The sequence below is a fragment of the Bradyrhizobium rifense genome, from assembly GCF_008123425.1.
In the GTDB taxonomy this organism is placed as follows: domain Bacteria; phylum Pseudomonadota; class Alphaproteobacteria; order Rhizobiales; family Xanthobacteraceae; genus Bradyrhizobium; species Bradyrhizobium rifense.
This window is the reverse complement of record NZ_VSSS01000051.1, coordinates 81663-106723: the sequence shown is the minus strand read 5'-3', so window position 1 is coordinate 106723 and position 25061 is coordinate 81663. Positions and strand designations below refer to the sequence as shown.

The 25061-nt window shown below is 65.1% G+C and carries 24 protein-coding genes and 1 other RNA gene; 12 read left to right on the top strand and 13 right to left on the bottom strand.

Annotation, left to right across the window (positions count from 1 at the left end; translation table 11 throughout):
• The first annotated feature begins 25 nt into the window (after positions 1-25).
• The 3 genes from hrpB to FXB40_RS31250 all read left to right on the top strand — a co-directional run bounded on the left by hrpB (position 26) and on the right by FXB40_RS31250 (position 4829).
• Positions 26-2500, top strand: coding sequence for an ATP-dependent helicase HrpB (gene hrpB / locus FXB40_RS31260; RefSeq protein ID WP_187437269.1), 2475 nt, complete (start codon positions 26-28; stop codon positions 2498-2500).
• 128 nt (positions 2501-2628) lie between these two features.
• Positions 2629-3141, top strand: coding sequence for a TIGR02281 family clan AA aspartic protease (locus FXB40_RS31255; RefSeq protein ID WP_187437268.1), 513 nt, complete (start codon positions 2629-2631; stop codon positions 3139-3141).
• Positions 3142-3329: 188 nt separating this feature from the next.
• On the top strand, positions 3330-4829 hold the full coding sequence (locus FXB40_RS31250) for a phosphomannomutase/phosphoglucomutase (RefSeq protein WP_148775949.1): 1500 nt from the start codon (positions 3330-3332) through the stop codon (positions 4827-4829).
• 132 nt (positions 4830-4961) lie between these two features.
• Here the strand turns inward: FXB40_RS31250 and FXB40_RS31245 are convergent, their stop codons facing one another.
• From FXB40_RS31245 to FXB40_RS31195, 11 genes are all read right to left on the bottom strand, one after another.
• Positions 4962-5471, bottom strand: a complete 510-nt coding sequence (locus FXB40_RS31245; protein ID WP_148751631.1) for an Lrp/AsnC family transcriptional regulator — start codon at positions 5469-5471, stop codon at positions 4962-4964.
• 97 nt (positions 5472-5568) lie between these two features.
• Positions 5569-6492: a sugar kinase gene (locus FXB40_RS31240; protein ID WP_148775948.1), complete on the bottom strand. Its 924-nt coding sequence runs from the start codon at positions 6490-6492 to the stop codon at positions 5569-5571.
• Positions 6493-6498: 6 nt separating this feature from the next.
• Entirely contained in the window at positions 6499-7437 is a 939-nt protein-coding gene (gene nudC, locus FXB40_RS31235) for an NAD(+) diphosphatase (protein WP_148775947.1), read from the bottom strand.
• A gap of 11 nt (positions 7438-7448) precedes the next feature.
• The gene (locus tag FXB40_RS31230) at positions 7449-7868 is read right to left on the bottom strand and encodes an HIT domain-containing protein (RefSeq protein WP_187437267.1); all 420 of its coding nucleotides are present in this window, start codon (positions 7866-7868) and stop codon (positions 7449-7451) included.
• 136 nt (positions 7869-8004) lie between these two features.
• Positions 8005-9132: a muconate cycloisomerase family protein gene (locus FXB40_RS31225; RefSeq protein ID WP_148775946.1), complete on the bottom strand. Its 1128-nt coding sequence runs from the start codon at positions 9130-9132 to the stop codon at positions 8005-8007.
• Entirely contained in the window at positions 9129-9884 is a 756-nt protein-coding gene (locus FXB40_RS31220) for an SDR family NAD(P)-dependent oxidoreductase (RefSeq protein ID WP_148775945.1), read from the bottom strand. Before FXB40_RS31220 ends, FXB40_RS31225 begins: the two co-directional genes overlap by 4 nt.
• On the bottom strand, positions 9884-10678 hold the full coding sequence (locus FXB40_RS31215) for an amino acid ABC transporter ATP-binding protein (RefSeq protein ID WP_148775944.1): 795 nt from the start codon (positions 10676-10678) through the stop codon (positions 9884-9886). Before FXB40_RS31215 ends, FXB40_RS31220 begins: the two co-directional genes overlap by 1 nt.
• A complete protein-coding gene (locus tag FXB40_RS31210) occupies positions 10675-11337 on the bottom strand; it encodes an amino acid ABC transporter permease (protein WP_148775943.1) in 663 nt (220 codons plus the stop codon). Before FXB40_RS31210 ends, FXB40_RS31215 begins: the two co-directional genes overlap by 4 nt.
• Positions 11338-11517: 180 nt before the next feature.
• Positions 11518-12366 carry a transporter substrate-binding domain-containing protein gene (locus tag FXB40_RS31205; RefSeq protein ID WP_148775942.1) on the bottom strand — a complete coding sequence of 283 codons (849 nt, stop codon included), beginning with the start codon at positions 12364-12366 and terminating at the stop codon, positions 11518-11520.
• 464 nt (positions 12367-12830) lie between these two features.
• Positions 12831-14300, bottom strand: a complete 1470-nt coding sequence (locus tag FXB40_RS31200) for a catalase (protein ID WP_148775941.1) — start codon at positions 14298-14300, stop codon at positions 12831-12833.
• Positions 14301-14360: 60 nt separating this feature from the next.
• Entirely contained in the window at positions 14361-15002 is a 642-nt protein-coding gene (locus FXB40_RS31195) for an HD domain-containing protein (protein WP_148775940.1), read from the bottom strand.
• Between the two features lie 103 nt (positions 15003-15105).
• On the opposite strand from FXB40_RS31195, the gene FXB40_RS31190 reads away from it, so the two are divergent.
• From FXB40_RS31190 to FXB40_RS31165, 6 genes are all read left to right on the top strand, one after another.
• On the top strand, positions 15106-16107 hold the full coding sequence (locus FXB40_RS31190) for a GlxA family transcriptional regulator (RefSeq protein WP_148775939.1): 1002 nt from the start codon (positions 15106-15108) through the stop codon (positions 16105-16107).
• A gap of 105 nt (positions 16108-16212) precedes the next feature.
• Positions 16213-16309, top strand: an RNA gene (ffs, locus tag FXB40_RS31185) — signal recognition particle sRNA small type.
• Between the two features lie 94 nt (positions 16310-16403).
• Positions 16404-18245, top strand: a complete 1842-nt coding sequence (locus FXB40_RS31180; protein WP_148775938.1) for a DNA polymerase III subunit gamma/tau — start codon at positions 16404-16406, stop codon at positions 18243-18245.
• A 27-nt stretch (positions 18246-18272) separates the two neighbouring features.
• Positions 18273-18593 (top strand): YbaB/EbfC family nucleoid-associated protein, encoded by a 321-nt coding sequence (locus FXB40_RS31175; protein ID WP_027530442.1) that lies wholly within the window; start codon positions 18273-18275, stop codon positions 18591-18593.
• A gap of 1 nt (position 18594) precedes the next feature.
• Positions 18595-19197, top strand: a complete 603-nt coding sequence (gene recR / locus FXB40_RS31170) for a recombination mediator RecR (protein WP_148775937.1) — start codon at positions 18595-18597, stop codon at positions 19195-19197.
• Positions 19198-19224: 27 nt separating this feature from the next.
• A complete protein-coding gene (locus FXB40_RS31165) occupies positions 19225-19656 on the top strand; it encodes a hypothetical protein (protein ID WP_148775936.1) in 432 nt (143 codons plus the stop codon).
• Between the two features lie 123 nt (positions 19657-19779).
• Here the strand turns inward: FXB40_RS31165 and FXB40_RS31160 are convergent, their stop codons facing one another.
• Entirely contained in the window at positions 19780-21144 is a 1365-nt protein-coding gene (locus FXB40_RS31160; RefSeq protein ID WP_148775935.1) for an AmpG family muropeptide MFS transporter, read from the bottom strand.
• A 202-nt stretch (positions 21145-21346) separates the two neighbouring features.
• Positions 21347-22549 carry a DNA recombination protein RmuC gene (locus FXB40_RS31155; protein ID WP_187437266.1) on the bottom strand — a complete coding sequence of 401 codons (1203 nt, stop codon included), beginning with the start codon at positions 22547-22549 and terminating at the stop codon, positions 21347-21349.
• 171 nt (positions 22550-22720) lie between these two features.
• On the opposite strand from FXB40_RS31155, the gene def reads away from it, so the two are divergent.
• Genes def through truA form a run of 3 tightly spaced genes read left to right on the top strand, consistent with a single transcriptional unit; the run spans position 22721 to position 24930 of the window.
• Complete coding sequence (gene def, locus FXB40_RS31150) at positions 22721-23245, top strand: peptide deformylase (protein WP_027530437.1); 525 nt, start codon at positions 22721-22723, stop codon at positions 23243-23245.
• Between the two features lie 12 nt (positions 23246-23257).
• The gene (gene fmt / locus FXB40_RS31145; protein ID WP_148775933.1) at positions 23258-24193 is read left to right on the top strand and encodes a methionyl-tRNA formyltransferase; all 936 of its coding nucleotides are present in this window, start codon (positions 23258-23260) and stop codon (positions 24191-24193) included.
• Positions 24193-24930, top strand: a complete 738-nt coding sequence (truA, locus tag FXB40_RS31140) for a tRNA pseudouridine(38-40) synthase TruA (protein ID WP_148775932.1) — start codon at positions 24193-24195, stop codon at positions 24928-24930. Before fmt ends, truA begins: the two co-directional genes overlap by 1 nt.
• The last annotated feature ends 131 nt before the right edge of the window (positions 24931-25061 follow it).

Here is a 25061-nt window from a genome sequence, read left to right as displayed (position 1 = left end):
GCGTGGACGATGACGGACTGAGATTTTGCCCCGCAGCTTCGATACGCCCCTTCCAATCGACGCCGTGCTCGACGACCTCTCGCGCACGCTGGAGGCGCACAACGCGGCCGTGCTGGTCGCCCCGCCGGGCGCCGGCAAGACCACGCGGGTGCCGCTGGCGCTGCTCGATGCGCCATGGATAAAGGGCAAGAAGATCATCGTGCTGGAGCCACGGCGGATTGCGGCCCGCGCCAGCGCCGATCGCATGGCCAAGTCGCTTGGCGAGCGCGCCGGCGAGACCGTCGGCTATCGCGTCCGCTTCGGCTCGAAGATCTCGCGGGCCACACGCATCGAGGTCGTGACCGAAGGCATTTTCACCCGCCAGATCCTCGACGATCCCGAGCTCTCGGGCATTGCCGCCGTCCTGTTCGACGAATTCCACGAACGCTCGCTCGATGCCGACATGGGGCTTGCGCTGGCGCGCGATGCGCAGCAGGGCTTGCGCGAGGATCTGCGCATCCTGGTGATGTCGGCCACGCTCGACGGCGCCCGTGTCGCAAGGCTGCTTGGCGATGCGCCCGTCGTCGAGAGCGAGGGCCGCGCCTTTCCGGTGGAGACCCGCTATCTCGGCCGCAAGGCGGATGCGCCGATCGAGCGGCAGATGGCGGACGCGATCGCGTCGGCCCTGCGTGCCGACGGCGGTTCGGTGCTCGCCTTCCTGCCGGGCGCCGCCGAAATCCGCCGCACCCAGAATTTTCTCGGTGAGCGCGTACAGGATGCCAGCATCGAAATCGTGCCGTTGTTCGGCGCGCTCGATGCCGCCGTGCAGGACCGTGCCATCGCGCCGGCGCCGAAGGGCACGCGCAAGGTGGTGCTCGCGACCTCGATCGCCGAGACGTCGCTCACGATCGAAGGCGTGCGCATCGTCGTCGATTCCGGTCTCGCCCGTGTGCCGCGTTACGAGCCCGACATCGGCCTGACCCGGCTCGAGACCGTGCGCGCTGCGCGTGCCGCAGTCGACCAGCGCCGCGGCCGCGCCGGCCGTACCGAGCCCGGCGTGTGCTACCGGCTCTGGGACGAGCCGCAGACGGCGTCGCTCGCGCCCTACACCCAGCCGGAAATCTTGAGCGCCGACCTCTCCTCGCTGGTGCTCGATCTCGCGCAATGGGGCGTTGCGGACCCTGCCGCGTTGTCGTTCCTCGATCCGCCGCCGCAGCCAGCGTGGAAGGAGGCAAAAAGCCTGCTCTCCGAGCTCAATGCGATCGATGCTGATGGTAGGATCACCGCCGAAGGCAAGAGCCTGCGTGCGTTGGCGCTGCCGCCGCGGCTAGCGCGCATGATCGTGGATTCGCATCGCGCCGGCGCGGGCGAAGAAGCCGCCGAGATCGCGGCCATTCTCACCGAGCGGGGACTCGGCGGCGACGGCGCCGATCTCGAGCACCGGCGTGACCAGTTCCGCCGCGACCGTTCGCCGCGGGCGGCAAGTGCGCGCGATCTGGCGCGGCGCTGGGCCTCGCAGGTGGCGGCGTCAGAGAAGGCGGGCCCGCAGGAGGATCTCTCGACCGGCCTGATGCTCGCTTACGCCTTCCCGGATCGGGTCGCGCGCAACCGCGGCAACGGCAGTTTCGTGCTCGCCAATGGCCGCGGGGCTGCGGTGGAGCAGACGTCCTCGCTCGCCCGCGCCCCCTATATCGCGATCGGCGAGATGACGGGAACGGCCGCGAGCGGCCGCATCCTGCTCGCCGCGCAGATCGCCGAAGACGACATCGAGCGACATTTCGCCGAGCATATCGACACGGCTGACGAGATCTCCTTCGATCGCGGCGCGATGGCGCTGCGCGCGCGACGCAAGCGCGTGCTGCATGCGATCACACTGTCCGAGGCTACGCTTGCCGTGTCGCCCTCGGAAGGCACCGCGCGCATCTTTGCGGACGGGCTGATCGCCGCCGGCCTCGACCGGCTGCCCTGGTCGAAGGCCGCAAAGCAATGGCGCGACCGCGTCATGTTCCTGCGCAAGGCCGAGGGCGATAGCTGGCCCGATCTCTCCGACGACGGGTTGATCGCGCGGCGCGACGACTGGCTGGTGCCGGCGCTCTACGACAAGATCGCACTGAAGGACATCTCCGCCGGCGATCTTTCCGACGCGCTGATGGCGCTGTTGCCGTGGGAGATGCGCGCGCGGCTCGACCGCGAGGCGCCGACGCATTTCGAGGCGCCCACGGGAAGCGTGCTCGCGATCGACTACGAGGCCGAGCAGGGGCCGACCATCGCCGTGCGGCTCCAGGAATTGTTCGGCCTCAACACCCATCCGTCGATCGCCGCCGGCAAGGTGCCGCTGGTGCTGGAACTGCTGTCGCCGGCGCAGCGCCCGGTGCAGGTGACGCGCGATCTCCCCGGTTTTTGGCGCGGCAGTTACGCGGCGGTCCGCTCCGACATGCGCGGCCGCTATCCCCGCCATCCCTGGCCCGAGGATCCGGCAAGCGCGCCGCCCACCCGGCGGGTCAAGCCGCGCGGGACGTGAGAAATCACGCCCCGCCATTAACCGTACGCTCATCCTTTTCGTCAAAATGACACAGGCTCTGCCGTGGCGGCGCTCGCGGACGGGCGTGCCGCGTGGTGAAATCGCGCTTTCGGCTCGGAAGTGGTGTGATGCGTAACATTATGATCATCGCGGCCGTCATGATCGGCCTCGGCACTTTCATGGCGCAGATGGCGGACAAGATGAGCTCCGCGTCCGCCACGTCAGCACCGCAGACGACGGTCGCGGTTGCGACCACGGCGCCGGCCGGCGGCCGCAGCTTCAACATTCCCCGCGATGGCCGCGGCCACTTCCAGACCGAAGGCCGCATCGACGGCCAGCGTATCGGCTTCATGGTCGACACCGGCGCCTCCGTGGTGGCGCTGAACGAAACCTCGGCCGCCCGCTTCGGTCTGCGTCCCTCGCGCAGCGACTACAACGCCACTGTCACCACCGCCAACGGCACCATCAAGGCCGCGCGCACCCGTATCGCCATGCTTGATGTCGGCGGTCTCATCGTGCGCGACGTCGATGCCATGGTGCTGCCGGACGAGGCGTTGTCCGAGAACCTGCTCGGCCTCTCCTTCCTGTCCCGCCTGAAGCGCTTTGAGTACGCCAACGGCCAGATGGTGCTGGAGCAGTAGGGCTCTCCCAGGGGCTCCAGCGACCGTATATTTCAAAAACGTCTCTGTTTTGATCGCTCTCGCGGTCGGATTTGCCCGTTACCAAACTGCCGCAATTATCATCCATAAGGCGCCAATCCCGCCTTCCGCTGCGGCTTGGCATTCGCTAAGGCTGCATCAATTCCTGCCCATTTCACGAGACCGTCTCAATGTTTCCCAAGCCGAAATCCGTCTTGTTGCCCAACACCTACGCCTTCGAATCCGAGCCGATGGTGAAGGCCACGGGTTTCCGCGAATATGACGCGCGCTGGTTGTTTCAGAAGGAAATCAACCTCATGGGCGTGCAGGCGCTCGGCATGGGGCTGGGCGCGCTGATCGCGGAACTCGGCGTCAGCCAGGAGATCGTCACCGGGCACGATTTCCGCGGCTATTCGGCCTCGATCAAATATGCGCTGATCTCCGGCCTGATGGCGGCCGGCTGCAAGGTGCACGACATCGGCCTTGCGGTGACGCCGATGGCCTATTTCGCGCAGTTCGATCTCGACGTGCCCTGCTGCGCCATGGTCACCGCCTCGCACAACGACAACGGCTGGACCGGCGTGAAGATGGGCGCCAACCGCCCGCTGACCTTCGGCCCCGACGAGATGACGCGGTTGAAGGAGATCGTGCTCAACGCCGATTTCAAGAACAAGGCCGGCGGCTCCTACCAGTTCCACGAGAATTATCCGGCGCGCTACATCGCCGACCTCACCAACCGGCCGAAGCTCAAGCGCAAGCTCAAGGTCGTCGCGGCCTGCGGCAACGGCACCGCCGGCGCGTTCGCGCCGCAGGTGCTGGAAGCCATCGGTTGCGAGGTGATTCCGCTCGACACCGAGCTCGACCACACCTTCCCGAAATACAATCCGAATCCGGAAGACATGGAGATGCTGCACGCGATCCGCGATGCGGTGCTGCTTCACAAGGCCGATGTCGGCCTCGGCTTCGACGGCGACGGCGACCGCTGCGGCGTCGTCGACAACACCGGCGAGGAGATCTTTGCCGACAAGGTCGGCGTGATGCTGGCGCGCGACATGTCGGCGATCCACAAGGATGCGCAGTTCATCGTCGACGTGAAATCGACCGGCCTGTTCATCACCGATCCCGTCTTGCAGAAGCAGGGCGCCAGGACCACCTATTGGAAGACCGGCCATTCCTACATGAAGCGCCGCACCCATGAGACGGGCGCGCTCGCGGGCTTCGAGAAGTCCGGCCACTTCTTCTTCAACAAGCCGTATGGACGCGGCTATGACGACGGTCTCGTCTCGGCGCTTGCGATTTGCGACATGCTCGACCGCGCGCCCGGCAAGTCGATGGCCGATTTGAAGAACGCGCTGCCGAAGACGTGGTCGTCGCCGACCATGTCGCCGCATTGTGCCGACGAGACGAAATACGGCGTCATCGACCAGGTCGTGAAGCACTTCGAAGGCCTGCAGGCCAAGGGCGCCAAGATCGGCGGACAGTCGATCCGCGACCTCGTCACCGTCAATGGCGTGCGCGTCACGGTCGAGGACGGCAGCTGGGGACTGGTGCGCGCGTCTTCGAACAAGCCTGAGCTCGTGGTCGTGGTCGAGAGCCCTGTGTCGGAGCAGCGCATGCACGACATGTTCGAGATGGTGAACAGCGTGCTGCGCACCCATCCCGAAGTCGGCGAGTACAATCAGAAGATTTGAGGCGCGCCAGCGTCGCTCTACACGTCTGTAGCCCGGATGGAGCGAAGCGCAATCCGGGGCAGTCTCGCCGAATCACGAGATCCCGGATTATGCTTGCGCTCCATCCGGGCTACGAAGATTGCAGCGTGAGACCTATGCCGCGACCACGGCCGGGATCGGCAGCGCCGTGACCGACTTGATCTTCTCCATCGCGAACCGCGAGGTGACGTTCTTCAGCGGCACGGCGCTGATCAGCTTCTTGTAGAAGATGTCATAGGCTTGCATGTCGGCGACCACGACGCGCAGCATGTAATCGACGTCGCCGGCCATGCGGTAGAATTCCATCACCTCGGGCATGGCGCTGACTGCTTCGGCGAATTTCTTGAGCCAGGCGTCCGAGTGGTCGGAGCTCTCCACCGACACGAATACGGAGATGCCGAGCCCGATCTTGTTCTGATCGACCAGCGCCACCCGCTTCAGGATCACGCCGTCGGCTTCCAGGCGCTGGATGCGCTTCCAGCAGGGGGTCGAGGACAGTCCGACGCGGTCGCCGATTTCGGCAACGGACAGGGAGGCATCGTCCTGGAGCACCATCAGGATCTTGCGATCGATGGCGTCGAGGCGGCGGCTGGTCTCAGGGAGTTGGACAGCGAGGTCGGTCATTTGAAGAACTTTGTTCCAATATGAGGGTTAGTTTCCGTCATATAGAGAAAAATCTTCTATCGCAAGCCTATATTCTCGGCGCCGCCGCAGAATGGCTCTAAAGTCTGCTGCGTAAAAGCCCTTCAACTTCAACGCGTTGCGGGGCGGCGAGGCCACCGCCATGGCGCGTGCATTTCAGCGCTGCGGCCGCCGCGGCGAATCGCAGCGCGTCGCGCAGGTCACCGCCCTCGGCGAGCCGAAGCGTGAAGGCGCCATGGAAGACGTCGCCGGCCCCGAGCGTATCCACGGACTCGACCGGGAAGGCCGGCGTCTCCTCCAGCGTGCCCGCCGCGTTCAGCCAGATCATGCCACGTGGGCCGCGGGTGGCGGCGAGGAAGGCGGGCGTCAGCCCGGCCAGCCGCTTCAAGGCCTCGCCGTCGTCAGCGGCGCCGGCGGTCTCCTGGACCTGCTCGCTGGAAAACAGCAGATGCGAGGCGGCCGTGAGCAGGCCGTCGGTCAGCGCCATTGCGCGGTCGACGCCGACGATGACGGGAATGCCGCGCCGGCGCGCCTCGGCGCAGAGATCGATGCAGAAGGTGCCGCAACGGCTTTCGACGAGGACAGCCTGACAATCGGCGAGGAGCTCGTCTGCATCCGACAGCTTCACGGTCCACAGCGCGGGATCGCGGTAGATCGTCAGGGTTCGTTCGCCGGTCGCGTCGATGATGATCGCAGAGACGGGCGTGGCCGCATCCGGTATGCGCACGATGTGCCTGATGTCGATGCCCTCGGCCGCCATCCGCTCGAGGATGAAGCCGCTCGAGGTCTCCCGCGCATCGCCCATCGGTCCGGCAAAGGCGACGCGGCCACCGAGCCGTGCCATGGCGATCGCGGCATTGAGCGCGTTGCCGCCGCAGATCTCGGCAAAATGCGTGGCGTTGGCCTTGCTGCCACGTTCCGGCACGGACTCGACCCGGAAGGTGAGGTCGCGCACGGGAATGCCGATGCAGAGGATGCGCGGCGCGATCACAGATAGCGCCATCGCTGATCAGCTTTTGTCGTGTACCCAGCGGCCGAGCAGATGATGCGCGATCGCGAAGGGGTGCGGACCGGCGAGCCCGTCGGGATGCGTGCGCTTCAGCATCAGCGCCGCCTCCTCGCGCGTGAACCAGCGCGCATCCTCGAGCTCGGAATGATCGACGACGACATCCTCGTTCAAGGCCCGCGCGCTGCAACCGATCATCAGCGACGACGGATAGGGCCAGGGCTGCGTCATGTAATACTGCACGTCGGTGCAGCGAATGCCTGATTCTTCGAGGATCTCGCGGCGCACGGCGTCCTCGATGGTCTCGGCGGCCTCGACGAAACCGGCGAGACAGGAATACATGCCCGGCGGAAACTGCTTCTGGCGGCCGAGCAGGCACTTTTCGCCGGATGCCACGTGCATGATCACGACCGGGTCGGTGCGCGGAAAGTGCTCGGCCTTGCAGGCCGGGCATTCGCGCTTCCAGCCGCCTTCCTTCATCGCGCTACGGGTGCCGCAATTGGCGCAATAGCCGTGGCGCTGGTGCCAGCTGACCATCGACTTCGCCATCGCGATCGCCGACAGCTCCTCGGGCGGAATCGCGCCCTGCATCGCCATGCCGCGCAGCTCGGTGACGGCAAAGTCCTCGCGGCCCATCAACTTCTCGGCGGCCGCCTGTGCGAGGCCCATGCCGAAGATCGCGGCGCCGTCGCGAAGCCCTAAGAAGATCGTGCCGGGATTGGCGCCGCATTTCAGCGCCTCGTCGATCGAAAGCAGCGCGCGCGTCTTGTCGCCCTCGCGCTTCACCAGCAGCGAGTCGCGGTAGACGACATAGGCGCGCGACGACGGCTTTTGCTCCATCGCGAACAGTTTTTCGTCATCGCGGCGCAGATGCGCGGCGCGATCGAGGATGTTGGTGACGAAGGCCGGCTGTCCCAGCGGAAACGAGTCGAATGATGACATTTCTTGTTCTTTCAACCCAACCAGATTTTTCGGCGAAGCGCGCTGATGAAATTCTGTACCTCGGTGGCGTCATGAGCGAGCGGCTTCATCACGCCCCACACCGGCCGCGGCCAGGCGGCGTCGCTGGTGCGGCGCGCGATGATGTGAACGTGTAGCTGGGGCACGAGGTTGCCGAGCGCTGCGACGTTGAGCTTGTCGCATTGGGTGATCTCCTTGAGCGCGCGCGAGACGCGGGAGATCTCGGTCATCAGCTGCGCCTGCTCGACCTCATCGAGGTCGATGATCTCGACGGCGTCGGCGCGTCGCGGCACCAGCAGCAGCCAGGGATAATGCGCGTCCTTGATGACGAGTACTTTCGACAGCGGCAAATCGCCGATGTCGATGGTGTCCTCTTTCAGGCGGGAGTGCAGAGACCAGGCGGGATCGGACATATGCGTTTCCAGAATGCCCGATGGGGTCGGGCGCGTTTGGTCGGACCATACGATACCGATTCCCCGAGGGGAAGGATCGGGGCCGCATACGCGGTCGGCATTCCAGGCGCGCTGTGCGCGCCCCTGAATGGCGGAATTACGCCTCCGCCAGCACCCGCGCATTGGCGCGGATGGAGGCTTCGCTGACGCGGATGCCAAGGCCCGGGCCGTCGGGCACGACAACGTGACCCCCGCGGTTGGCGACGCGCTCTTCCAGCACGTCCTCGGTCAAAACATGATGCGGCATGTAGAACTCGCAGCCGAGCGAGATGCCCGGTGTCGCGGCGATCAGCTGCGTGCCGGCGGCAAGACCAATGCCGCCCTCCCACAGCGTGCCGCCATAGCCGGGCAGGCCGGCGATGTCGGCGATCGCCATGATCGCCTGTGCCTCGAACAGGCCGCCGGCCTTCATCAGCTTGATCGAGACCGCGTCGGCCGCCTCGCGCCGGACGACCTCCATCATGTCGCGGCGATCAAAGCAGCTTTCGTCGGCGAGCACGGGCGTTTCCAATGCCGCGGTGAGCTGCGCCATCACGTCGAGAAATTTGCGCGGCACCGGCTGCTCGATGAAGGTCGGCGCGAACTCCTCGACATCGCGCAGGATCTTGATGGCGCCGAACGGTGCCAGCGCCTGGTTGTAGTCGACGCGCAAATCGACATTGTCGCCGAACTCCTTGCGGATCGCCGAGAGATGATCGAGGTCCTCGCGATGCGGCTTTACGCCGGTCTTGACCTTGTAGATGACATTGCCGTCCGGAACCATTTTTCGCATGCGTTCGAGATCGGCGGCGAAATCCGGATCGGCAATCGAGAACGACAGCGGGATCGTATCGCGCACGCGGCCGCCGAGCAGATCAGCAACCGACAGGCCCGATGATTTGCCGACGATGTCGAGCAATGCCATCTCGATCGCGACCTTGGCCTCGGCGTGGCCAACCAGCGCACGGTCGAGCTCGGCCATCAGCGCGCGGATGCGGCGCACGGATTTGCCGAGCAGGATTGGCCTCAAGTAAATGTCGAGCGCCGAGAACGCCGCTTCCGGCGTTCCCGTGAACACTTCCCACGGTGCGGCCTCGCCCCAGCCGACCACGCCGTCGCTCGAGGTGAGCTCGATCAGCACGCGCTTCACCGTGCCCTTGACGTTGCCGACGCCCTGCAGGCGGGCCATCTTGATCGGGCTTTCGATCAGGAACAGGCGGAGACGTTCGATGGTCGCTTCGGTCATGTCAGGCCTCCATTGACGTGCCAGATCTGGCCGGTGACGTAAGATGCTTTTGGCGACGCCAGGAAGGCGATGATCTCGGCGACTTCCTCCGGCCGCCCGCGGCGGCGCATCGGGATCAGCGCCTCGGTCGCGGCGATCTGCTCCGGCGACAACCGGCTCTCGCTCGGCTTGTCCTTGACGATGAGGCCTGGCGCAACCGCGTTGACGGTGATGCCGTCCTTGGCGAGCTCGATTGCGGTGAGACGCACAAGCACTTCAAGCGCGGCACGGCTCGCGGCGGTGGCGGCGAAGGGCGCGAATTCAGGCCGGATCGCGTGTGCGACGAATGAGGATACCGCGACGATCCGCGCATCCTGCCCGGCTCGCAGCAGTGGAAGTGCGGCTTCGGTCATCCGCGTGAAGGCCAGTGCCGATTCGTCGATCGCTTGCCGGAACTGGTCCGCCGGCGTGCCGATGGCGCTGCCGCGGCGGGCGTGGCCGCCGACCAGGATCAATCCATCCAGCCGGCCGAAAGCACGGTGTGTGGCGGCAAGTGCATCGGTGACGGCTGCTTCCTCGGCGAGATCGCCGAGACATTTTGCGACCACAGCGCCCGTCGCTTGCACTTCCGCCGCAGTGGCGTCGAGACCCTCTGCGTTCGAGCGTGTGTGCAGCAAGAGACCTACACCAGGCGCCGCCAGCAATCTTGCGGTGGCGCGACCGATGCCGCTAGCGGCACCGGTGACGAGATAGGCGCGGTCGATATCGGGCATCACGGTGTTGCGTTGGCCGGCGGCAGCGCGCCGGTGCGGTGGAAATGGCTGAGAAAGGCGCGCGTCGCGGCTTCCCGCGGATTGTCGATCACCTGCCGCGCCGGACCTTCTTCAACGACGATACCGTCGCGCATGAAGATCAGGCGGTCGGCGACTTCGCGGGCAAAGGCGATTTCATGGGTCACGATCACCATGGTCATGCCTTCGGAGGCCAGCTGCTGGATCACGTTCAGCACCTCGCCGACGAGTTCGGGATCGAGCGCCGACGTTGCCTCGTCGAACAGCATGACATCCGGCTCCATCGCGAGTGCGCGTGCGATCGCGACGCGCTGCTTCTGACCGCCGGAGAGCGTTGCCGGATATTGGTCGGCCTTCTCCGCAAGGCCGACCTTGGCAAGCTGGGTGCGCGCGAGCTTCTCGGCGTCGGCCTTGGCCATGCGCCGCACCGTGACGGGTCCTTCCATCACGTTCTGCAGCGTCGTCATGTGCGGGAATAGATTGAAGTGCTGGAACACCATGCCCGTGGTGGCGCGGAATTTTGCGAGCGTCTTCACGTCGGGCAGTTTTGAACCGTCGGCGAACTGGAAGCTTGTGCCGCCGACGCGGACGCTGCCGCCGTCGGGCACGACCAGCAGATTGATGCAGCGGAGCAGCGTCGACTTGCCTGAACCGGACGGGCCGATCAGCGCGACAACGCCGCCCTTGGCGACATCGAGACTGATGTTCTTCAGGACCTCGTTGCTGCCAAAGCTCTTGCGCAAGGCCCGGATCTCGATTTTTGACGTCTCGCTCATTCGCTGACCGCCAGTCGCTTCTCGCCGCGCCGGGCGAGGATGGTGAGCGGGATCAGGATCGCCGCATAGGCCACCGCAACCGCGGTGTAGGTTTCCAGCGGCCGGTAGCTGTCATGGGCGGCGACCTGGCTCTGATAGACGAGGTCAGGCACCGCGAGCACCGAGACCAGCGAGGTGTTCTTGAACTGGATGATCGACTGGTTCATCAGTGCCGGGATCATGCGCTTGATCGCCTGCGGCAGCACGATGCGCCGCATCGACTGGCCCGGCGTCATGCCGAGCGCCGCACCGGCTTCCGACTGGCCCTTGTCGATCGAGATGATGCCGCCGCGGATGATCTCGGAGTAGAACGAGCCGCCATAGAGCGAGAGCGCCAGCGCTGAGGCTGTGATGGGCGTCATCTCGACGCCGGCGAGGATCGGCAGCGCGTAATAGAACCAGATCAGCTGCACCAGGATCGGGGTACAGCGGAACGCCTCGATGAAGGTGAGCGCGGTGAGGCGCACGGCCTTGAAGCGCGACAGGCTGCCGAACGCGCCGAACAGGCCGAACACCAGCCCGAGCACGACGATGACCACCGTGAAGCCGACGGTGACGCCAAGCCCGTTGAGGAAGAGCCAGCGATAGCTCCAGAGGATGCCGAAGTCCCACTGATACATGCGTTCTTTCTTGCTTCACCTCTCCCGCTTGCGGGAGAGGTCGCATCGCATCGAAGATGCGATGCGGGTGAGGGCTCTTTCCTCACGGGGGTTCTCGGTTGCGGAGACACCCTCACCCCGACCCTCTCCCGCAAGCGGGAGAGGGAGAGAAGCGGAGCGAGCCAGACCTGACTTCATCACTTACAACGAAACGCCGGGCGGAATGTCCGCTTCGGTCACGCCCACCAGCTCCATGTTGGTGATGATCGCGTTGCGGATGAAGCCGAGGCCCTTGTTGAAGTCGATCCAGGTGTTGACGTAGTCGCGGAAGGTCTTGTCATTCTCGCGGCGGAAGCCGGCATTCGACGTGGTGGCAAAGATCGGCGTCGGCAGCACGAACTGGCCGAGCGAGGGGTTCTTCTTCAGCACCGTCAGCGACAGCATGGTGATGAGGCACTGCGCGTCGACGCGGCCGGTCTGCAGGGCGGCAGTGGCGTCGTCGGCAGTCTTCAGCCGCGAGATCTGCGCCTTCGGCGTCAGGCGGCTGACGACCTGGTCGTGCGACGAGCCCTGGTCGACCGCGATCTTGACGTCAGGCGAGTTCAACTCGGCCCAGCTCTTCGGTTTGAAATCCTTCTTGCAGAGGATGCCGAAGGCGTTGTTGAAGACCGGCACCGAGAAGTCGACCACGAGCGCGCGCTTCGGCGTAGGGTTGAGGCCGAAGAAGATGTCGATCTTGTTGGCCTGGAGATCGAGCACCGAATTGCCCCAGGTGGTCTCGGTGATCTCGAGCTCGGCCTCCATGTCGTCGGCCAGTCCCTTGGCGATGTCAATGTAGAAACCCTTCCACTGGCCGCTGGCGAGGTCCTTCATGTAATAGGGCGCGCCACCGCCGACCGCGCCGATCCGCATCTTCTTGGTGCGGCGGATGCGGGCAAAGGTCGATTCGTTGGGATCGGCCGCGGTCTGCGCCACGGCCGGGGAGGCCAGCGCGGCCGCAGTCATCGCGCCAAGTCCGACAATCGATGCGACATCACGACGTGTAACCATTTTGAGGAATCGCTTTCCTGGTTGGATGAAGGTGCGTGGTTGATCTCGCGCAAAAAATTCGCTCATCAATCGGCGTAAGCTGATTGAAAAATGCTCTGGATCGGATTTCCGCGCACCCTTTGTTTCGGTTCAGCAGGAATTTAAGGCGCTGCGGGACGGGCCCTGTCAAGACTCGATTGCCTCAGGGATGTGCGGGGCCTTGAAGATAGGCACGGAGCCTATCGGCCATGACGCTTTCCGAGGCGAATGTCGGAGTCTGCGCTTCGCGGCAGGAGTGCCGCGGCGGGCCGGGTCAAGCTGTTTTCGCGAGAAAATTGAGAGGCTTCGGCGGCTCGCCTTAAAAATGCGAACGCTGGTCAGTGGTCGCCTGGGTGGAGGCAATTGACGCCGGCGCGTCAGGCGAACGGCACCTTGTCGGCGCCGTTCGCCGAAGACGGCGAGATGTCGGTGCGGATCGACCGATCCTATTTTCCGGCCTCGGCGCGAACAGCCGCAAGACGTGAGAGCGCTTCACGGACGCCGGCCCCGTAGGCGGGATTGGCCTTGGCGCAGTTGGCGATGTGTCGTTCCTGGATATGCACCGCCGCCCCGCCGACGGCGCGTGCCGTGTTGTCGAACAGGACCCGCCGCTGGGCCGGGTTCATCTTGCGGAACAGATTGCCCGGCGGCTGATAATGATCGTCGTCGACGCGATGATCCCAATGTGCCGCTGCGCCGTCGATCTCGAGCGGCGGTTCGTTGAGGTCGGGCTGGTCGGTCCACTCGCCGCGGCTGTTTGGGAAGTAGGTGGGTGTTCCGCCCAGATTGCCGTCCGTCCGCATCGCGCCGTCTCGATGGTAGCTGTGATACGGACATTTCGGCGCATTGACCGGAATCAGGTGATGGTTGACGCCGAGGCGGTAGCGCGCCGCGTCGCCATAGGAGAACAGCCGTGCCTGCAGCATTTTGTCGGGCGAGAAGCTGATGCCGGGCACGACATGGGCCGGCGAGAACGACGCCTGCTCGACCTCGGCGAAGACGTTCTCCGGATTGCGGTTCAGCTCGAAATAACCGACCTCGATCAGCGGAAACTCGCCCTTCGGCCAAACCTTGGTGAGGTCGAACGGGTTGAATGCAAATGCCTTGGCCTGATCGTCGGTCATGACCTGCACGAACAGCGTCCAGCGCGGGAAGTCGCCGCGTTCGATGCTTTCGAACAGATCGCGCTGGTGAGTCTCGCGATCCTTGCCGATGAGTGTTTCCGCCTCGGCATCGCTCAAATTTTCGACACCCTGCTGCGTCCGGAAATGAAACTTCACCCAGGTTCGTTCATTGGCGGCGTTGATGAAGCTGTAGGTATGGCTCCCGAAGCCGTGCATATGGCGGAAGCTTCTGGGAATGCCACGCTCGCTCATCACGATGGTGACCTGATGCAGGGCTTCCGGCAACAGGGTCCAGAAATCCCAGTTGTTGTCGGCGCTTCGCATCCCGGTGCGCGGGTCCCGCTTGATCGCATGATTGAGATCGGGAAAGCGCAGCGGATCGCGGAAGAAGAACACGGGGGTGTTGTTGCCCACCATGTCCCAGTTGCCTTCCTCGGTGTAGAACTTCGATGCAAAGCCGCGGATGTCGCGTTCGGCGTCAGCTGCGCCGCGCTCGCCGGCCACCGTCGAGAAGCGCGCGAACATCGGAGTCTGCTTGCCGATCTCCGAGAATATCTTCGCCTTGGTATAGCGGGAGATGTCATGGGTGACCGTAAAGGTCCCGAAGGCGCCGGATCCCTTGGCGTGCATGCGTCGCTCCGGAATCACTTCGCGATCGAAATGGGCGAGTTTCTCGATCAGCCAGACATCCTGAAGCAGTGCCGGGCCACGGCGGCCGGCGGTCATGATGTTGAGATTGTCGCTTACGGGAGCACCCGTGGCGTGTGTGAGGTGGGGGCGCTTGTCGCTCATGTCGTCATTTCCTGATTGATGATGTGGGCTCGGATTGGCAATCGGCCGCGCAAATCGGCTTCAGCCGTGCCAATGGGAGTTGCGGATGACGCTGCAGAAATTGCCGCGGTGGAAATGCGGCTCCTTGTCGGCGATGACGTCGGCCTTGACGTTTCCGAACGTCGTGTCCGGCCGATGCCTGATGCCGTCGTAGAAGGCCTGGATGATGTCTTCCTTGAACTGCGGCGTTCGCGGAAACGCCTTCACGACTGCCTCGCGCTCCGCTTCGGAATATTCGCGGTAGGTGAGCCCGAGAACGTCCATTTCGACGCCTGCGGTCACCAGCGCGACGACCGGATGCATGTGTTGAGGGATGCCCGGTGTGGTGTGCAGCGCGATCGCGGTCCAGACCGTGTAGGCGTCGGCTTCGGAAATACCGTGGCTGCGCAGGAAGTCGCGCGCGGCGTGAGCGCCGTCGACCTCGAACCGCTCGTGTCTGCTGCCACGGCCCGGCATCAGGCCGATGTCGTGAAACATGGCCCCGGCGTAGAGCAGCTCGCGGTCGAATGTCAGCCCGCGGCGGACGCCGGCCATCGCTCCGAACTGGTAGACGCGGCTGGAATGGTTGAAGAGCAGGTCTGTTTCGGTATCGCGGATGTAATCGGTGATGGCGCGCGCCAGCTTGCTGTCGGGAATGATTGCGGCCTCGGTGATGTCTGACATGATCAGCTCCTGAAATTTCGGTCGTATCCAATGTAAATCCGGGCTACGTTGTCTGAAATCGACGTAATACGTCTAAAACGGACAAATCCGGATCGAGGCGGACATGGGCGCAAAGCCGAAACCGAGGACGATCGTGATCGTGGCGCTGCCGGGGGTACAACTGCTCGACGTCGCCGGACCGCTCGATGTGTTTGCCGAGGCGAACGTGCAGGCCGGTTATCCGGCCTATGCCTTGTTCGTGGCAGGGGCTGAGCCGGGACCGATACGCAGCTCTTCAGGCGTCCGGCTGATGCCTGACCGAATTGTCGACCGCGACTTCCAGGAACCCATCGACACCCTGCTGGTGGCGGGATGCCCGAACGCAGCCGAAGTCCCGGCAGATGGAAGCGTTGTCGATTGGCTGCGGCGACGAGTCTCGAGGACCCGCCGATTCGGCTCGGTGTGCAGTGGGGCCTTCTTCCTTGCCGCTGCCGGTCTCCTCGATGGCAGGCGGGTCACGACGCATTGGGCGGTTGCAGACACGCTGGCCAGAAAATTCCCGTCGGTCGCGGTGGATAAGGATGCCATCTACGTCATCGACGGAAAGCTCCGCACAGCCGCCGGCGTGACCGCGGGGCTCGATCTCGCGCTGGCATTGGTCGAAGAAGATCTTGGACGCGACACGGCGATGAAGGTCGCGAGCCAGCTGGTGATGTTCTTCAAGCGCCCCGGTGGGCAGATGCAGTTCACCCGCGGGGGCGAGGCTGTTCCCGCCGGCCGCGCCGCGCTGCAGGAGCTGCAGCGCTGGGTCGCCGCCAATCCCGGGCTCGACCACAGCGTTGGCAGCCTGGCGACGCGCATGGAGCTGAGCCCGAGGCACTTTGCACGACTGTTCCGCGCCGAGGTGGGGGTTACGCCTGCGACTTGGGTGGAGGAAGCCCGCGTCAATGCCGCGAGGCGGCTGCTCGAGTTTGGCAATGAAGCGCCGAAGCAGGTGGCGCTCCATTGTGGATTTGCCGACGCCGATACGCTGCGTCGCGCGTTCAATCGTCATGTCGGCGTGACGCCGGCCGAGTACCGCAAGCGGTTTGCGCGAATCACGGAGGTTCCAGGCCGCAGACCCTGAGCCGCCTTCCGCGGTCCAAATAGGCCGGCGGGCCGTCCTTCCGGGTGGTCGGGATCCACGGATACCCGCTTGCTTTCCCGACCTTTTGGCCCCAAATAGGGACCGGGAGATTGGCGGTGGACGAGCCACTCGCCAACCGGGTCAGGTCCGGAAGGAAGCAGCCCTAACGAGGTCCGGATCGGGTCGCTCGTCAGTCTCCTACCTGTTTTTCCGAGCGAATTGCGCCGGCGGCTCGAGCCGCCAGCGCGCTCCTTTCCGCAAAAGCCGGCGAGAGATATTTCATTGCGGATCGACCGATGACCGACGCTGGCGCCCCTCCTGATCCTGACAGCGCCGGCAAGGCTGCCAACGCGCCTTACCGCGTTCTCGCGCGCAAATACCGCCCCTCCTCGTTCGACGATCTGATCGGCCAGGAGGCCGTGGTCCGCACCGTCTCCAACGCGTTCGAGACCGGCCGCATTCCGCAGGCCTGGATCCTCACCGGCGTCCGCGGTGTCGGCAAGACCACCACTGCGCGCATCCTGGCCCGTGCGCTCGACTACGAGATGCCGGACGGCTCGGTGAAGGGCCCGACCATCCACATGCCGACGCTCGGCGTGCATTGCCAGGCGATCATGGAAAGCCGGCACATGGATGTGCTGGAGATGGACGCGGCCTCGCATACCGGCGTCGACGACGTCCGCCAGATCAATGACAGCGTGCGCTACGCGCCGGCCAGCGCCCGCTACAAGGTCTACATCATCGACGAAGTCCACATGCTGTCGACGGCGGCGTTCAACGCCTTCCTGAAGACGCTGGAGGAACCGCCGGAGCACGCGAAGTTCGTGTTCGCCACGACGGAGATTCGGAAAGTTCCGGTGACCGTACTGTCGCGCTGCCAGCGTTTTGACCTGCGCCGCGTCGAGGCCGACGTGCTGATGAAGCACCTCGCGAATATCGCGGCGAAGGAAAGCGTCGAGATCGAGCCCGAGGCGCTCGGCATCATCGCGCGCGCCGCGGAAGGCTCGGTGCGCGACTCTCTGTCGCTGCTCGATCAGGCGATCGCGCATGCGGCGGGCACCGTGAAGGCCGATGCGGTCAGGCAGATGCTGGGCCTTGCCGACCGCACCCGCGTCATCGACCTCTTCGATTCGCTGGCGCGCGGTGATATCGCAAGCGCCTTCAAGGAATTCCGCGACCAGTATGACGTCGGCGCCGATCCGATCGTCGTGCTCTCGGATCTCGCCGAATTCGTCAATTTCGTCACCCGCGTGAAGATCGTGCCGGCGACCGCCGACAACGTCGCCTATGGCGAGACCGAGCGCGTGCGCGCGAAGGATTTCGCCTCGAAGATCTCGATGCGCGTGCTGTCGCGGATGTGGCAGATGCTGCTCAAGGGCATCACCGAGGTGCAGGCCGCGACACGCCCTGCTGCGGCCGCCGAGATGGTGCTGGTGCGCATCGCCTACGTCGCCGACCTGCCGACGCCGGACGAGGCGATCAGGATGCTGGAGCAGAACGGCGGCGGTTCGCCGGTCGTGAGCGGCGGCAGTGCCGCGCGCAGCGGCGCGCCGGCTGCGCCGATGGCCTCCGCGGCGTCCGTGACCTCTGCTGCGCCGGTGCGCATGCCGACCTCGTCGCCGACTGCGTTCGGCGGCGGTGCCCGGCCGCAGATGGCAGCGCCTGCGCCGGACCCGCAAGCTGCGGCCCCTCAGTTGCACATCACCAGCTTCACCCAGCTCGTGGCGCTCGCGGGGCAGAAGCGCGACCTCATGACCAAGGCCGCACTCGAAGGCGACATGCGCCTCGTTCGTTTCGAGGAGGGCCGGCTGGAGGTCGCGCTCGAGCCGAACGCGTCGAAAACGATGATCTCCGAGCTCGCGCGAAAATTCGAGCTGTGGACCGGCCGCCGCTGGACCATCATTGTGTCCAACGAGCAGGGCCAGGCGACGCTGCGCTCGGTGAGCCAGGCCGCCAAGCAGGAACATGCGCGCACCGCCGAGGCCGATCCGCGCGTGCAGGAAGTGCTGTCGCGCTTCCCCGGTGCGAAGGTCGTCGAGGTGCGCAGGCTTGCGCCCGAGACGCCGGAATCCAATATTAACGCCGACTATGGCTCTGACGATCCGCCCGACGGTACCGACGCCGACGACGATCTCTGAGCATGATCTTTCCAAGGACGAACACCCATGGCTGACTTTCTCGGCATGATGAAGCAGGCGGCGCAGCTGCAATCCAAGATGCAGGAGATGCAGGAGCAGCTCGCCAATGTGGAGGTCGAGGGCATCTCCGGCGGCGGTCTCGTCGCCGTGCGCATGACCGCGAAGATGGACGTCAAGGGCATCAAGATCGATCCCTCGCTGATGAAGGCCGAAGAGCGCGAGGTGCTGGAAGACCTGCTCGTCACCGCGCTCAGTGATGCCCGCCGCAAGGCGGAGACCGCGATGCAGGAGAAGATGCAGTCGCTGACCGGCGGGCTCGGCCTGCCGCCGGGGCTGTTCGGCCAGTAATATGGGCGCGGTTGCAGGTCCCGAAATCGAGCGGCTGGTTCAGCTTCTCGCGCGCCTTCCGGGTTTGGGCCCGCGCTCCGCGCGGCGCGCGGCCCTGCACCTGATCAAGAAGCGCGAAGCGCTGATGATGCCGCTGACATCGGCGCTGCAGGTCGCGCTCGACAAGGTCCAGGTCTGCAAGACCTGCGGCAACATCGACACGCAAAATCCCTGCACCGTCTGCATCGATCCGAAGCGCGATCCCGCCATCATCGTCGTCGTCGCCGACGTCGCCGATCTCTGGGCGCTGGAGCGGGCCAATGCGACCCAGGGGCGCTACCACGTGCTGGGCGCGACCCTGTCGCCGCTCGACGGCGTCGGCCCGCAGGACCTCACCATCGACGCGCTGGTCGCGCGTGCCCACGCGGCCGAGGTGCACGAGATCATTCTTGCGCTGAATGCGACAGTCGACGGACAGACCACCGCGCACTACATCACCGACCTGCTTCAGGACGCCAACGTAAAAGTAACCCGGCTGGCCCACGGTGTGCCTGTCGGTGGCGAGCTTGATTATCTCGATGAGGGCACGCTATCGGCCGCCATGCGGCAGCGGACCCTGTTCTAGCCATCCAGACTTGACGGAACGGACGACATGACGAAACTTTTCGCCACACGATCGGCTTTGGTCGCGACGATGCTGCTGCTGGTGACACCGGCCATCGCCGCGCAGCAGGACGAAGAGGCGCCGCCCTCAAAGCCCGGCAAGCCGATCAGCACTGGTGAAGTGCTCTCGGGCGAACTGAACGCCATGAAGATTCGTGACGCCAAGAACACCGGCAAGCGGATTGCGATGTACCAGATCACCTCCGAGCCGCGCCGTCTGCCGGCGCCGAACGGGCTGTGCGATCTCGAGACGGGACCTGAGACCTTTCAGCTTGTCACCTCCAGTGATGCGCAGGCCACGCAGCTGAAATCGTTTGTCGGCAAGGAGATCTCGGTCAAGGTCGACGAAATCGCCTGCGCCAGCGATCCCGGCCAGATGAGCGAGGCCGTGGTGACGAAGTGGAGCTTGGTGAGGAAGTAGGAGGCGGCAGTCGAGGTGCCGTAGGGTGGGCAAAGCGAAGCGTGCCCACCATCTTCCTTCGAATGTTTGGTGCGATGGTGGGCACGGCGCGTTGCGCCTTTGCCCAGCCTACGGGACCGAGGACTATATCCTCACCGGCCCCAGCGCCTCGAAATGCCCGCGTTTCTGCAGCCAGACGAGCAGCACCAGGCTCGGGATCGCCACCAGCACGCAGATCACGAAGAACAGCGGCCACCCGGTCGTATCGGCCACGAATCCGGCCCCCGACGAGAGATAGGTTCGCCCCACCGCTGCAAGCGCGGTGAGTAGCGCATATTGAGTCGCCGTGTGCAGCGGGTTCTGGCACAGCGCCGAGAGATAGGCGACGAAGATGACGGTGCCGACGGCACTGGTGAAATTCTCGGCGCAGATCGCGAGCGCCAGCGCCCATTGATTGGTGCCGACCAATGCGAGCCAGGAGAAGGTCAAATTGGCCAGCGCCTGCACCACGCCGCCGATCCAGAGCGAGGTCGCGAGCGAATAACGGCGCGCGACAAAGCCGCCGGCAAAGCCGCCGATCAGGGTCGCAGCGAGCCCGACGCCCTTCACGATCGCCGCATAGTCGTTGCGGGTGAAGCCGAGGTCGATCACAAACGGCGCCGTCATCGTTCCCGAGAACGCATCCGTGAATTTGAACAGCACGACGAAGGCGAGCGCCGCGATCGCGTCCTTGCGCGACAGGAATTCGGAGAAGGCGCCGATCGCCGCGCGCAGCACGCGCGTGAATGCGGTCTCTTCGTGCGTCGCGGCTTCCGCCCGCACCGATTGCTCGGGCTCGGTCGCGGCGAGCGCCGTGATCGTCCCGATCAGCACCATCGCCGCCATCACCACATAGCCCCACATCCAGGCCGAGGTGCGCGTGATGCCGGTGCTCTCGAAGCCGGAGACGATGAACAGCGCGCCAGCGGTCGAGACCAGCATGCCGATGCGATAGGCCGCGACATAGGCCGCCATGCCGGCGGCCTGCTCGCTCTCGGGCAGGCTCTCGACGCGGAAGGCGTCGACCACGATGTCCTGCGTCGACGACATCGTTGCCACCAGCAGCGCACCAAGCGCGACGTAGAACGGTGATCGCGCGGGATCGGTCATCGCCAGCAGCAGGATCGCGACGATCAGCAGCAGTTGCGAGAACAGCAGCCAGCCGCGTCGCCGCCCGAAGGCGCGGGTGAACAGCGGCACATGCAGCGCATCCACCAGCGGAGCCCACAGGAATTTCAGCGTGTAGGGCGTGCCGACCAGCGCAAACAGCCCGATGGTCTTGAGATCGACCCCGGCCTCGCGCATCCACACCAGCAGCGTCGAGCCCGACAGCGCCAGCGGCAGCCCCGAGGAGAAACCGAGGAACAGCACGATCAGCACCCGCGGTTGCAGGTAGACGGCCAGGCTGTCACGCCAGGAGGTCGCAGGGGCTTCGGGGCCGGTGGAGGAGGTCGCGTCGGGTGCGGTCATGGGGAGGTGTTAGCAGATTCCGGCGGCGCTGCCTCTTCTCCCTCTCCCCGTTCTTACGGGGTCGGGACGAGCTTCGCTCGCCCTGAGGGGGCGGGGTGAGGGGCCTCTCTCCACGAATGAGGTGGTCGAGAAACCTGTACCCCCTCACCCGGATTGCTTCGCAATCCGACCTCTCCCCGCAAGCGGGGCGAGGTTAAGAAAGCTACTCCCCCGCCTGGAGCTTCCTTGGAAACAGCTCCGGCGCGCCGGTTGCCACCAGCCGCGGGCCCTCTGCCGGCGCTTCCGTCTTGCTGAAATCGAGCTCCTCGATTCGCCCTGCGCGTTTTTCGATCTTGTCGGCGGAGATCAGGATCTGGCGGACGTCCTCGTTCGCGTCGGCAAAGTGCTTCTGCAATTTCAGCACGCGCTCGCGCAGGCGGCCGAGATCGTCGCCGAGCTTGATCACTTCGGTCTGGATCTGGTCAGCGGCATCGCGCATGCGCGCGTCCTTCATGATCTGCTGCATCACCTGGATCGCGAGCATCAGCAGCGACGGCGACACCAGCACCACCTTGGCGCGATAGGCCTTCTGGATCACGTCGTCGAAACCGTCATGGATCTCGGCGTAGACCGATTCCGACGGCACGAACATCAGCGCCATCTCCTGGGTCTCGCCGGTGACGAGGTATTTTTCCGCGATGTCGCTGACATGCTTCATCACGTCGCCGCGCAGCCGCTGCGTGGCGAGGCGCTTCTCTTCATCGGTCCGGGCATCGTGCAGCGCGGTCATCGCCTCAAGCGGAAACTTCGCGTCGATGCAGAGCGGGCGCTGATCGGGCAGGAACACGACGCAGTCGGGCCGTTTTCCCGTCGAGAGAGTGAACTGGAATTCGTAGGCACCCTTCGGCAGACCGTCCTGGACGATCGCCTCCATCCGCGCCTGGCCGAAGGCGCCGCGCGACTGCTTGTTGGCGAGCACATCGCGCAAGGTCGTCACCTGCGTGGTGAGGTCGGTGAGGTTCTTGTGCGCGTTGTCGATGATGCCGAGCCGCTCGTGCAGCGCGCGCAGGCTCTCCATGGTGTTGCGGGTCGAATGTTCCATGGACTGGCCGACCCGATGGGTCACCGAGTCCAGCCGCTCGTTGACTGCGCGCGCCATCTCGGCCTGACGGCCGGCCAGCGCCTGGGTCATGGCGTCGGCCCGGCCGGCGGCCTCGCTCTGGGCGTGCAGGACCTGGCTGAGGCGCTCCTCGAGCTCGTCGGCGCGGATGGCGTGCGCCATGGCGAGTTCCGCGCCGCGCCGCCCGGATCGCGCGATCACGACCGCAATGGCGATCAGCAGGATGAGGACCAGGACGCCGAAGCCGATCAGCGCATCGATGCTGCGCACCGGCCAGTCGCCCAGCATGAAAATGATCTCGTTCATGCCAGCCCTTCTACCCGATTCGCCTGTTCGCACGAACGAATAGCGAACATTTATGGTTAACCGATCCCTAATTTTTATGATTAACGAAACCTGAAGTTTTATGGTTACCGGAGCGTTAACGGGGTTCCGAGCCGCATTGACCGCATCCGGCATGCGGCTTAAATCGCCGCCATGGCCCTCAGAGAAATCATCATCCTGCCCGACAAGCAGCTGCGTCTGGTCTCCAAGCCGATCGAGAAGGTCACGCCGGAGATCCGCAAGCTTGCCGACGACATGTTCGAGACCATGTATGACGCGCCCGGCATCGGCCTGGCGGCGATCCAGATCGCGCAGCCGCTGCGGCTGATCACCATGGACCTTGCCAAGCCCGACCAGGACGGCGAGACCAAGCCGGAGCCGCGCGTCTTCATCAATCCCGAGATCATCGCATCCTCCGAGGATCTGTCGGTCTACGAGGAAGGCTGCCTGTCGATCCCCGAATATTACGAGGAGGTCGAGCGGCCGGCGAAGGTCCGCGTGCGCTTCACCGATCTGGACGGCAAGGTGCACGAGGAGGACGCCGAAGGCCTCTACGCCACCTGCATCCAGCACGAGATCGACCATCTCAACGGCGTGCTGTTCGTCGACTATCTCTCAAAGCTCAAGCGCGACCGTGTGATCAAGAAGTTCGAGAAAGCCGCGAAGCGCGCGGAGTAAGGTTCTCCGTCGATGCCCCTCCGCCTGATCTTCATGGGCACGCCCGATTTCTCCGTACCGACGCTGCTCGAGCTCGTCGCGCACGGCCACGAGATCGTGGCCGTCTACACCCGCGCGCCGAAGCCCGGCGGGCGGCGCGGGCTGCAATTGCAGCCAACGCCGGTCGAGGAAGCCGCGCGAAAACTAGGCGTGCCCGTGCTGACGCCGAAGACGCTGAAGACGCAGGAGGCGCTCGACGAGTTCAGCGCCTTTGAGGCCGATGCGGCCGTCGTCGTCGCCTACGGCATGATCCTGCCGCAGGCGATCCTCGATGCGCCAAAGCTCGGCTGTTACAATCTCCACGCCTCGCTGTTGCCGCGCTGGCGCGGTGCAGCCCCGATCAACCGCGCGATCATGGCCGGCGATGCCGAGAGCGGCGTCATGGTGATGAAGATGGATGTCGGCCTCGACACCGGCGACGTCGCCATGGCCGAGCGGCTCGCGATCACCGACAACATGACCGCGGTCGATCTGCACGATCGCCTGTCCCGGCTTGGTGCCGATCTGATGGTGCGCGCGATGGCCGCGCTCGACCGCGGTGGCCTCCAAGTCAAGAAGCAGAGCGAGGAGGGCGTCACCTACGCGGCCAAGATCGACAAGGCGGAGGCGCGGATCGACTGGAGCAAGTCCGCGCACGCGGTGCTGCGCCACATCCACGGCCTGTCGCCGTTTCCCGGCGCCTGGGCCGAGCTTGCCGGCGTCACGGAGAATGCGCGCGTAAAAATCCTGCGCTGCGAACTGGCGAAGGGCTCCGGTGCGCCGGGCGAGGTGCTCGATGGCCAGCTTACCATCGCCTGCGGCGAGGGCGCGATCCGCATCCTCGAGCTGCAGCGCGAGGGCAAGGCCCGGATGCAGGCCACCGACTTCCTGCGCGGCGTGAAGGTCGAGCCGCCGATGCGGCTCGTCTGATGCCACGCTACAAGCTCACCATCGAATATGACGGCGCGCCGTTCTTCGGCTGGCAGGTGCAGGACACGCTGCCGTCGGTGCAGGGCGCGTTGGAAGCGGCGGTGAAGGCGATGACCGGCGCGGATGTGCGGGTGCACGGCGCGGGCCGCACCGATGCCGGCGTGCATGCGCGCGGCCAGGTCGCGCATGTCGACATCGAGAAGCCATTTCCGCCGGGCCGTTTTCGCGATGGCTTGAATGCGCATTTGCGCCCGCATCCGATTGCGGTCCTCGAAGCCGACATCGTGCCTGATACCTTCGAGGCGCGCTTCTCGGCCGTGAAGCGGCACTACCGCTACCGCGTCGTCAACACCCGCGCCAATCTCGCCCTCGACATCGGCCATGCCTGGCGCGTGCCGCGGCGGCTCGATGCCGACGCGATGCATGTTGCCGCACAGCGTCTGCTCGGCAAGCATGATTTCACGACCTTTCGCGACACCGAGTGCCAGGCCAAGTCGCCGGAGAAGACGCTCGACCAGCTCGACGTGCTGCGCGATGGGCGCGAGATCATCATCGTCACCTCGGCGCGCTCGTTCCTGCACAGCCAGGTCCGCTCGATGGTCGGATCGCTGGTCTGGGTCGGCGAAGGCCGCTGGACCGCAGACGATCTCTCCGCAGCGCTAGAAGCTCGCAATCGCGCCGCCTGCGGCATCGTCGCGCCGCCGGAGGGGCTGTATCTGGTGAAGGTGGACTATTGACTCTTTCCTCGCCTCTCCCCGCTTGCGGGGAGAGGCCGCATCGCATCGAAGATGCGAGGCGGGTGAGGGGGCTCTCCGCGAGTCCGCTATCACCGTGATTGCGGAGACAGCCCCTCACCCCGACCCTCTCC